The sequence below is a fragment of the Streptomyces sp. NPDC096048 genome (assembly GCF_044763415.1).
Classification (GTDB): domain Bacteria; phylum Actinomycetota; class Actinomycetes; order Streptomycetales; family Streptomycetaceae; genus Streptomyces.
In genome coordinates, this window is record NZ_JBIWGG010000018.1 from 85,564 (window position 1) to 95,878 (window position 10,315).

A 10,315-nucleotide genomic window follows, 5' to 3' on the forward strand; every position below is an offset into this window, starting at 1 on the left:
GCGGTGGTCCGGGAGAGACTTCCGGGTGGGTACCGGCCCCCGATAAAGTGCGGGCACGCCTAATTGGCACGAAGTTACTGAGGAGGCGCCACGGTGAAGGGCATCATCCTGGCCGGCGGCAATGGCACGAGGCTCCATCCGATCACTCTCGGAGTTTCGAAGCAAATGCTCCCGGTCTACGACAAGCCGATGATTTACTACCCGCTGTCCGCCCTGATGCTGGCGGGGATCACCCAGATCGAGATCATCACCACGCCCGAGGACGCGGAGATGTTCCGGCGACTGCTGGGCGACGGTTCCTGGCTGGGCATCACCCTGACCTACGCGGAGCAGGACAAGCCCCGGGGGCTGGCCGACGCGTTCCTGGTCTCCGAGGATCACATCGGCGACGACTCCGTGGCCCTGGTGCTGGGCGACAACATCTTCCACGGGTACGAGTTCGGACCCATGCTGCAGAGGGTCGCGCAGGACCTCAAGGGCTGCGTCCTGTTCGGCTACCCGGTGCGCGACCCCGAGCGCTACGGCGTGGGCACCGTCGACGAGCAGGGCAGGCTCGTCGCCCTCGAGGAGAAGCCCGCCAATCCGCAGACCAACATGGCGATCACGGGGCTGTACCTCTACGACAATCAGGTCGTCGACATCGCCCGCCGACTGCGGCCCTCGGAACGAGGCGAGCTGGAGATCACCGACCTCAACCGCGTCTACCTGGAACGCGGCGAGGCCAGGCTCGTGCCGCTCGGCCGCGGTTTCGTCTGGCTCGACACCGGAACCCACGACGCGCTCATGGAGGCCGGGGACTACGTGCAGGTCCTGGAACACCGTCAGGGCGTCCGCATCGCCTGTCTCGAGGAGATCGCCTGGCGCATGGGCTACATCGACCAGGAGTCCTGCTACCGGCTCGGCAGCCGCCTCGCGAACTCCTCCTACGGCCAGTACGTCATGGAAATGGCCAAGGCCGGCTGATCCCGCATCACATCCCGCGCAGTCCCTGCGCCTCCCAACGGAAGAAGTGCGACAGCCATGAAAATACTTTTCACCGTCGGGGGCAGCCAGGCGGCAGTCTTCGGCGTCGCCCCGCTGGCCGCCGCCGCCCGGAACGCGGGCCACGAGATCCTGCTGGCGGCCGACGAACCGCTGATGGCGGCCGCACAGTCCGTCGGGCTCCCCGCGGTCTGCATCACTCCCGAGCGCATGCGCTACGGCCAGGACGCCATGACGGCCGCCGTCCGGATCGACGCCCTGCTGGAACTGACCCGGCAGTGGTCCCCGGACGTGGTCGTCGGCGGCCTGTCCCACGTCCCCCGGGTGCTCGCCGCCCGGCTCAAGGTCCCCTTCGTCCGGCACATCTGGTACATCGCCCCGATGGCCCGCCGGGACCGCACGGCGGTGGCCGAACTCCAGCCGCAGCTGGAACGCCTCGGGCTGGCCGAGCTGCCGGAGCCCGACCTCTTCGTCGACCTGTGCCCGCCGTCCCTGCGCCCGCCGGGCGCTCCCGCCGGGCGGGCGATGCGCTGGGTCCCCCGGGTGAGCCAGCGCCGGGTCGAGCCGTGGATGTACACCCGCCCCGAGGGCCGCCGCCGGGTACTGATCACCGCGGGCACCCGCAACCTGATGCTCGACACCCCCGGCAGTTCGCTGCGCCGGCTGGTGGACGGGCTGACCGGAACGGGAGCCGAGGTGCTGATCGCGGCACTGCCCGAGGCCGCCGAGCGCTACGGCGCGGAACTGGGCGACGTACGCATCGGCTGGATCCCCCTGGACGTCGTCGCCCCCACCTGCGACCTGGCGGTCCACCACGGCGGCGCGACCACCGCCATGACGCTGATCAACGCCGGCGTGCCCCAGCTGATCGTCCCCGACAACGGCTACGGCAAGGCCGTCGCGGAGGCCGTCAGCGGCTTCGGCGCCGCCGTGCTGGTGGACCGGCACCGGCCGGAGGCCGGCCAGGACCCGGACGAGGTGACCGTCACGGCCTGCCGGTCGATCCTCGCCGACCCGCGGTACGCCGAGCGGACCCGTACCCTCGCCGCGGAGACCGCCGCGCTTCCCACACCGGACGAGGTGCTGCGCGACATCGAGGCCCTGGCCGCCCGCTGACCGGCCGGCCCGCGCGGGCAACGCGAGTCGCCCTGGGACCGGCGGAGAACCTCTCCGCGGCCCCAGGGCGACTCGCGTTGCCGGGAGCGACGCACCTGCCGTCAGACCAGCGCCTCCAGCTTGGGCACGATCTCGGAGGGCGTGGGCAGCGTCGAGATCTCCTTGGCGATGAACCGCGTCCGCTCGGTGTAGCCGGGGTTCTCCAGCAGTTCCCGGCAGGCCGCGGCGATCACCTCGCCCGGCGCCTTGTCGGGCTCCTGGGCCTGCGGCCACAGCGTCTTGCCGGCGCCGAAGTCGGTGATGGCCTTGGCGATGGCCTCCCGGTGGTAGTTCGGCGGGAACTCCGGCGGGTTCTCCGGGATGACCAGCTGCGGCACGCCGTTGGCCATCAGCGTCGTGGCGGTGGTGGCGCCGCCGTGATGGACGGCCAGGTCGCAGGTGGCGGCGGTGACGTCGATCGGGATCCACCCGACGCGGGCGTCGCCCAGCTCGGTGCCGAACCGTTCGACGGCGCCGGGGTTCGACGCGATCAGCGCCTCGGCCCCCAGCTTGTCCAGCTCCTTGACGAGCAGCGGCATGGACCAGCCCGGGTCGCGGAACATCAGGCTGCGGAAGCCGGAGGTGATCACCACCCGCTTGCGGCCCTCGGGACGGGTGTACATCCAGCGCTCCAGCCGGCGCTGCGGGTTGCTGGGGATCCAGCGCATCGGCTGCGCCGCCGGGTCGTGGACGGGTCGCAGCGACGGCGGCGTCGAGTCGAGCAGCAGGTCGGGCTTGAGCAGCCCGTCCACGCCCAGCCGCTCCATCTCGGGCCGCAACTCCTCCTCGGCGCCCGGGTCGATACCGGTGAGCGGGATGCCCAGGTACTCGATGTGGCGCACGTACGGGACCTTCAGGTGGGCGGCGAGCAGCATCGCCGCATAGCTCTGCGAGCTGCCCACGACCACGTCCGGGGTCCAGTCCTTGGCCAGGTCGAGCAGGGACTCGACCCCGGCCAGACCCATCTTCGCGAAGCCGCGGCCCTGCCCGAACATCTCCTCGTCGCCCAGCTCCCGGGGGAACCGCAGTCCCTTGCCCGGGTTGGTGATCCGCATGAAGTGCCGGATCGGGTCCACGGTGAAGCAGAAGGTGGGGAGACCGATGGCCTCCGCGGTCTCCACCCACGGCTCGTGGGCGGCCAGCATGACTTGGTGGCCCGCGTTGCGCGCGGCCGTCGCCAACGGAGCAGCGGCATAGTAGGTGGCCTGGCTGCCTGTGGTGATGAACAGGATTTTCATGGCACTCCGGATGCTTTTCGTGGGACGCGGCCTGCAGCATTTGCGAACAGTACGATGGTCCGCAGGGCGGCCTTTTTCTGTCAAACAGCGGAAATGGGCAAGCTCGTTCAATCGCGGATTTCCCGCAGTTGAACAGGTAATCTCCGGACTTCGTTGCGCGCCCTTCGCCCGCTGACCATCATGAGATCGGTACGTGTGGCCAGGAAGCCTCAGAAACGGATACCGAAAGTCGGTGGCACATGAACAACCTGATCTACGAAGCCCGGATGGCTCTCCGTGACGTCATGGAAGTGAACATCTACAGCCAGGGAAACGACAAGGTCTACCTGACGGTTTTCCCGGAGCTGGTCTGGGAGGGCACCGAAAAGACGCAGCCGGAAAAGGTCGTCCGGAACGTCATCGGCCGCCTCAACGACATGTCCCTGGACGTCGCGGGCGGCGAGGGCGCCGTCCGGACCCTCCTGGACGCCAATCCTGTGGAGATCGTCCGCAAGGCCGCCTGACCGCACTGCCGCCGGCCCCCGCAGCTCTGCCCCGCCGAGTGCCCGCGCCGTCCACCGCCGCGGGCACTCGGCGTGTCAGTGGTGGCCGTTCGCGTGCCGGTGGGCGACCGGGCCGACCACCAGCGGGCGCACCATGTGCTGCTCGTGCTCGAGCATGTGGCAGTGGTGCACGCCCCTGCCGACGACGGGGAAGCGCACCGCCACGGTGACCATCTCGCCCGGTGTTCCGTTCGGTCCGGGGGTGATCCGGCCGGCCGTGCCCACCCGGACGGTGTCCTTCTCCCCGAGCTCGTGCGCCTCCAGTTCCGCCGCCCCCAGGAACGAGACCGGCCTGGCGGAGCCCCTCACGACCCGGTCGAAGCCGGTCACGTCGTAGTTCTCGCGGGACAGCACGTGGAAGTGGGCCAGGTGGATGTGCATGGGGTGCGGCGAGGCGGCGAGGTTGAGGTACTTCCAGATCTCCACATCGTGGTGCGCCACGGTGAACGCGTCGCCGTCGTCGTAGTGCATGGCCGTCCGGCGCAGCGTCGTCACCCTGCCCTCGGCGTCCTCGACCTGGACGATCCCGGCGGACGGCAACGTGATCCCCTCCGCGTCGGACTCCTCCATCTCCTCCATCTCCCACAGCTCGGGCACGTTGGCCGAGCCCGGCCCGACCAGCACCACCCACCGGGGGCGTGCGCCGTGCGGCAGGTCGTGGTGCGTGGGCCGCCTGAAGGTGGGCGAGAGGCTCCGGGGCGGAGCGAACCGTCCGGCGGCCCCCCGGCCGGCGACGCGGAACTGCATCACGTCGGGTTCCAGCAGGTCGTGGCGGGTGCTGGAGTCGCCGGGCGTGACGCCCTCCATCGTGTTGACCAGCTTGACGGACCGGCCGCGGAACGGGCTGAAGTCGACCAGCACGTCGGCGCGCTCGCCGGGGGACAGGTTGAGCGCGCCATCGACCGGCAGCGGCCTGTCGATCAGCCCCTGGTCGGTGCCGATCACCTGCAAGGCGCCGGGCACGGGCCGTCCGTCGGCCAGCAGCATCAGCCGGTAGATCCGGGAGTTGGCCGTGTTGACGACCCGGAACCGGTACCAGCGCGGCTGGACCTCGAGGTAGGGCCAGACCACGCCGTTGACCAGGGTGTAGGGGGCGGCATGGGCACGCATGAGCTTGGTGCCGACCATCTCCACCTTGTGGACCAGACGCCCGGTGAGGGCCCCCGAGCCGTCCAGGGCGAAATTGCGGTCGCTGAGCACCAGCGGCACCTCGTGTCTGCCCCTGGGCAGGTCCAGGGCCCGTTCCTCGGCGTCGCGGGAGATGAACAGGCCCGCGAGGCCGGCGTACACGCTGAAGCGGCTGACGTGGTGGGTGTGGTCGTGGTACCAGAGGGTCGTAGCGGCCTGGTCGTTCGGGTACGCGGACAGCTGCACCTCGCCCGGAGCGACGAGGTTCTCCATCCAGCCGTCGTTGCCGCCGCCGGTCAGCATCCCGTGCAGGTGCACGGCGGCCCACGGCTCCAATCCGGCCACCGCGGCCACCTCCTGGCAGCCCCGCGTCCCGGGGTAGTTGGACAGCGGGTCCGGCATGGGGCCGCCGGGCTGCCCGAACTCCACGGCGGTGACCGGGATGTTCCCCGTCAGCCCGTTCTCCCAGGTGACGCGCAGCCGACGGCCGCGGACCGTCTCGATCGTCGGGCCCGGATGGCTTCCCTCGTACGTCCACATCCGCACCGCGGGCAGCTCCGAGTGCACGGTGACGTCGGCGGTGCGCATGCGTACGGTCAGCTCGTCGTGCCCGCCGCGGTCGCGTGGGCGGAGCACCGGCGGTGTACGCAGCGGGTCCCTGAACTTGGTCAGCAGCAGTCCGTCCGCCGACGGCTCGGGACCGCCGGGCGACGCCGGGCCGGGCGCGGCGAAGGCGGAGGACGACGACACGAGCGCACCCAGGCCGGCCACGGCGCTGCCCCGTAGCAAGGTGCGCCGGGCCACTGAGGGCGGTTCCGGTATTTCGGCAGACGCGGTCTCCATTCGCCGGATCGTAGGCAATGCCCCCTCCAGAACCGCTCGAGGTCCGCTGCACGGCCTCCGCCCGGCACCGGCCTACACGACGGCCATCTCGCTGTCCCGGCGCACCAGCGTGGCGTAGTGACCGTCGAGGGCGAGCAGCTCGTCGTGGGTGCCGCGCTCGGCGACGCGGCCCCGTTCCAGGACGAGGATCTCGTCGGCGTCGCGTACGGTCGACAGCCGGTGCGCGACCGTGATGGTGGTGCGTCCGGCGCTGGCCGCGTCGATGGCCTGCTGGACGGCCCGCTCCGTCTGGGTGTCCAGCGCGCTGGTGGCCTCGTCGAGCACCAGCACGGGTGGGTCGCGCAGGATGGCGCGGGCGATGGCCAGACGCTGCTTCTCCCCGCCGGAGAAACGGTACCCGCGCTCGCCCACCACCGTGTCGTAGCCGTCGGGCAGGGACATCAGGTAGTCGTGGATGTGCGCCACCCGCGCCGCGGCGACCAGTTCCTCGTCACTCGCGTCGGGTTTGGCGAACCTGAGGTTGTCGGCGACCGAGGCGTGGAAGAGGTACGTCTCCTGGGAGACGACGCCGACGGCGGCGGCGAGCGTGTCGAACGACAGGTCGCGCACGTCGATGCCGTCGATCGTGACGGTGCCGGACGTCGCGTCGTACAGACGCGGTATGAGGTAGCTCAGGGTCGTCTTGCCCGAGCCGGTCTCCCCGACGACGGCGAGGCTGTGCCCTGCGGGAACCGTTACGTCGACGCCCTCCAGAGTCGGCCGCTCGGCGCCCGCGTAGCTGAAACCGACCCCGCGCAGCCGCACCTCGCCCCGCAGGCTCGCCGGCACCACCGGGTGCTCGGGCTCGGCGACGTCGACGGGCAGGTCGAGGTACTCGAAGATGCGCCCGAACAACTCCAGGGAGCTCTGGATGTCCAGACCGATGGTCAGCAGCCGCTGCGCCGGCCGGAACAGGATCTGCTGGAGAGTGGCGAAGGCGACCAGCGCGCCGATGGAGATGGACATGTGGCCGCCGCTGCCGGTCAGACCAGCCACCCAGTAGATCACCGCGGGCATGGCCGCCAGGACGATCCAGATCGTGGACTGGTACCACAGGCCCGCCGTGCTGGCGCGCACCTCGATGTCGGTGAGCTTGCGGGACTGTCCCGCGAAGGCGTCGCTCAGCGAGCGCGAACGGCCCATGGTGTGGCCGAGCATGATGCCGCTGACCGACAACGACTCCTGGACGTTCGACGACAGGTCGGCGAACTGGCGCTGCCGGGCACGGGTGAGGACCCGCAGCTCGTCCCCGACGTGGCGGCTGACCCAGACGAAGCCGGGCAGGACGATCAGCGACGCGAGCGTGAGCCGCCAGTCGAGCAGCGCCATCGCGGTGACCGTGGTGATGACGGTGGTCACGTCCGACACCAGGGCCGTCGCCGTGGTGGTGACGGTCACCTGCATCCCGCCGATGTCGTTGGCGATCCGCGACTGGACCTCACCGGTGCGGGTCCGGGTGAAGAAGGCCAGTGACATGCGCTGGAGGTGGGAGTAGACGGCGGTGCGCAGATCGTGCATGACGAGCTGGCCGACCTTCGCGGAGAGGTAGGTCTGCCACACGTTGAACGAGCTGTTGGCGACCGCGACGACGACCATGCCCAGGGCCAGCAGGGACAGCAGTCCCGTCCTGCCCTGCGGCAGCGCCACGTCGATGATCTCGCGGATCAGGAAGGGGTTGACGAGAGAAACCAGCGAAGAGGCCGCGACCAGCGACGCGACGAACAGCAGGCTCTTGCGGTACGGACGGAACAGCTTGAGTATGCGCCGCTTCTGCACGGGAACGTGAGCCTTGGCCGGCCCGGTGCTGGTCACCCTGGTCTCCTTGTCTTCGGGCGGGAAGATGCGCAGGCCGCGGAACGGCTGCGGCCACCTCTCACAAGTGCTTGGCCGCGGTCGTCCACCGGGCGAAATCCTCCTCCGACAGCGGAGGCAGGCACGGCTGCTCGGCGGGCGGCATCGCATACCCCGACCAGGGGTGGGGCGGATGCGTTCCGAACCATCCGAACCCCATCCACATGAGGCCCTCGCCGAAACTCCTGCCGATGGCTCGCATGGCGGATGTGTGCCGTGTCCGCATGACGGTCTCCGTTTCGCCGGTAAACCATTCACCGCCACCTTGATAGACGCGTCTCAAGGACCAGCAGGTGATCCGTCGAGTCCCGCTGGAGGGAGTGCCGAGCCCCGCCGGGAGACGGGCGGACGGCCCGGACGCCCGGCGGACGGAGGGCGCCGCCGGCCACGGGCGACGAGCAGAGCGGAGCGGAGCGCACGGTGCGGGGTGGCTGTCAGCTCCTCACCAGGAGGCCGCGGCTGCGCAGGACCCAGCGTTCCAGTGGGCTGAAGATCAGCAGGTCGATGGCGATGCCGACGGTGAGGATGAGGAGGATCGCCTCGAAGACCATGGCCATGTCGCTGGCGTTGCGGCCGTTCTCCAGCAACTGGCCGAGGCCGACGCCGAGGTCGGGGAAGGAGGCGATGATCTCGGCGGCCATCAGCGAGCGCCAGGAGAACGCCCAGCCCTGCTTGAGGCCGGCTACGTAGCCGGGCAGGGCGGCGGGCAGCACGATGTGCCAGGTGCCCTTCAGTCCGGTGGCACCGAGGGTGCGGCCCGCGCGCAGGAAGATCGGGGAGACCTGGTCGACGCCGGACACCAGGCCGTTGGCGATGGACGGTACGGCGCCGAGCAGGATGACCGCGTACATCATCGAGTTGTTCAGGCCCAGCCAGATCACGGCCGGCGGCACCCAGGCCACCGACGGCAGCGACTGGAGGCCGGACAGGATCGGGCCGATCGCCGCGCGCACGAACTTCACCCGCGCCACCAGCAGCCCCAGCGGGGTGCCGATCACCAGCGCCAGCAGGAAGCCGGACAGTCCGCGCGAGACGCTGGTCCAGATGTAGCCGAGCAGTTCGCCCTGGAGCCAGGCCTGGTGCACCACGTTCCACACGTCGGACGGGGCGGGCAGCTTGGTCGGGTCGTCGACGATCTCGAAGGAGACGAGTCCCTGCCACACCGCGATCACCAGGAGGACGGCGACGGCCGGGGGGAGGATCTTCTCCACGAAGGTCTGCCGGAAGGGCGTGCGGCCCTGCTGCACCGTCTCCAGTGCGTCCAGGCCCGCCTCCAGACCGGCGAGATCGCCGCCGTCCTTGGCGCCCGCGTCCTTGGCGGGACGCGTCGTGTCAGTGCTGGCCATGGCGGCGGATCTCCCCACGCAGTTCTTCGGTGATCTCGACGGACAGTTCCGCCACGGCGGTGTCCTCGATGCGGCGCGGATGCGGGATGCCGACCGTCCACTGGCGGGCGACGCGTCCGGGGCGGGAGGAGAGCAGCACCACGCGCTCGGCGAGGCGGACGGCCTCGCGGACGTTGTGCGTGACGAACAGGACGGACAGCTTCGTCTCGCGCCAGATCCGGGTCAGCTCGTCGTGCAGTACGTCCCGTGTGATGGCGTCCAGGGCGGCGAACGGCTCGTCCATCAGCAGCAGCCTGCTTTCCTGGGCGAGCGCACGGGCCATCGCGACCCGCTGGCGCATACCGCCCGACAGCTCGTGCACCCGCTTGCCGTACGCGCCCTTCAGCCGGACGAGTTCGAGCAGCTCCTCCGCCTTGTCGCGGCGCTCGGACTTGGGCACGCCCCGCAGCCGCAGGGCGAGTTCGATGTTCTTGCCCGCGGTCAGCCACGGGAACAGGGCGTGCTCCTGGAACATCAGGGCCGGCCGCCCGTCCGTGGTGATCGCGCCGGCGCTCGGCTTGTCCAGGCCCGCCACCAGGTTCAGCAGCGTGGACTTGCCGCAGCCGGAGGCCCCCAGGAGGGTGACGAACTCGCCGGGTGCGACATCGAGGGTGATGTCGTCCAGCACGAGCTGCTGTCCGGCGGGGCCCCCGAACGACTTCGAGACGTGCTCGATGCGGGTGGTGCGCGCAGCCGGCTCCGCGATCTTGCCGGGCGCGGCGGTCCCGTCGGCCCCGGCGGTCTCGTCGGCCCCGGCGATCCGGGTGTCCTCGGCGATGGGCGTGGTCGTGGCCATGGTCGAACCTCCTGGTCCCTGGTCCCTGGTCGTGGTCCGGGCCTACTGCCGACCGCCGAGTCCGGCGTCGTCGACCGCGGGTTCGCCCTTGGCCTTGAGGACCTTGTTGAGCAGCGTGAGGTCGTAGATGCCCTTGAGGTCGGGCTGCTCCAGCAGACCCGCCTTGACGGCGTGATCCGTCTGGGCGTCGAGGGTGGCGGCCAGCGGGTCGTCGGTCAGCCGGATCGACTTCCACGCCGGGTCCAGGACGTCGGCGGGCAGTGCCTTGCCGGTGTCCTTCTCCAGCTGCTTGTTCGCCGCGGCCTTGGCCTCGTCGGGGTTGGCCTCGATCCACTCGTTGGTGTCCACCGAGGCCTT

8 protein-coding genes and 1 pseudogene are annotated in these 10,315 nt (G+C 70.3%); 3 read left to right on the forward strand and 6 right to left on the reverse strand.

All coding sequences use genetic code 11. From position 1 onward, the window contains the following. Positions 1-93: 93 nt before the first annotated feature. Entirely contained in the window at positions 94-963 is an 870-nt protein-coding gene (gene rfbA, locus ACIQ6R_RS36070) for a glucose-1-phosphate thymidylyltransferase RfbA (RefSeq protein ID WP_404186444.1), read from the forward strand. A 57-nt stretch (positions 964-1,020) separates the two neighbouring features. Continuing rightward, entirely contained in the window at positions 1,021-2,097 is a 1,077-nt protein-coding gene (locus ACIQ6R_RS36075; protein ID WP_404226174.1) for a nucleotide disphospho-sugar-binding domain-containing protein, read from the forward strand. Positions 2,098-2,198: 101 nt separating this feature from the next. Here the strand turns inward: ACIQ6R_RS36075 and ACIQ6R_RS36080 are convergent, their stop codons facing one another. Further along, on the reverse strand, positions 2,199-3,374 hold the full coding sequence (locus tag ACIQ6R_RS36080; protein WP_404186448.1) for a glycosyltransferase: 1,176 nt from the start codon (positions 3,372-3,374) through the stop codon (positions 2,199-2,201). Positions 3,375-3,613: 239 nt separating this feature from the next. Here ACIQ6R_RS36080 and ACIQ6R_RS36085 point away from each other — a divergent pair, with 239 nt between their 5' ends. Then, entirely contained in the window at positions 3,614-3,877 is a 264-nt protein-coding gene (locus ACIQ6R_RS36085) for a hypothetical protein (protein WP_404186450.1), read from the forward strand. Positions 3,878-3,952: 75 nt separating this feature from the next. Here the strand turns inward: ACIQ6R_RS36085 and ACIQ6R_RS36090 are convergent, their stop codons facing one another. The 5 genes and pseudogenes from ACIQ6R_RS36090 to ACIQ6R_RS36110 all read right to left on the reverse strand — a co-directional run. Then, positions 3,953-5,815, reverse strand: a complete 1,863-nt coding sequence (locus ACIQ6R_RS36090) for a multicopper oxidase family protein (protein ID WP_404226177.1) — start codon at positions 5,813-5,815, stop codon at positions 3,953-3,955. A gap of 144 nt (positions 5,816-5,959) precedes the next feature. Next, the gene (locus ACIQ6R_RS36095) at positions 5,960-7,738 is read right to left on the reverse strand and encodes an ABC transporter ATP-binding protein (RefSeq protein WP_404186454.1); all 1,779 of its coding nucleotides are present in this window, start codon (positions 7,736-7,738) and stop codon (positions 5,960-5,962) included. Between the two features lie 473 nt (positions 7,739-8,211). Beyond that, complete coding sequence (locus ACIQ6R_RS36100) at positions 8,212-9,123, reverse strand: ABC transporter permease (protein ID WP_404226178.1); 912 nt, start codon at positions 9,121-9,123, stop codon at positions 8,212-8,214. Beyond that, the gene (locus tag ACIQ6R_RS36105) at positions 9,110-9,958 is read right to left on the reverse strand and encodes an ABC transporter ATP-binding protein (protein WP_404226180.1); all 849 of its coding nucleotides are present in this window, start codon (positions 9,956-9,958) and stop codon (positions 9,110-9,112) included. Before ACIQ6R_RS36105 ends, ACIQ6R_RS36100 begins: the two co-directional genes overlap by 14 nt. Positions 9,959-10,000: 42 nt before the next feature. Beyond that, a pseudogene (locus tag ACIQ6R_RS36110) lies at positions 10,001-10,315 on the reverse strand (sulfate ABC transporter substrate-binding protein); the annotation flags it as partial.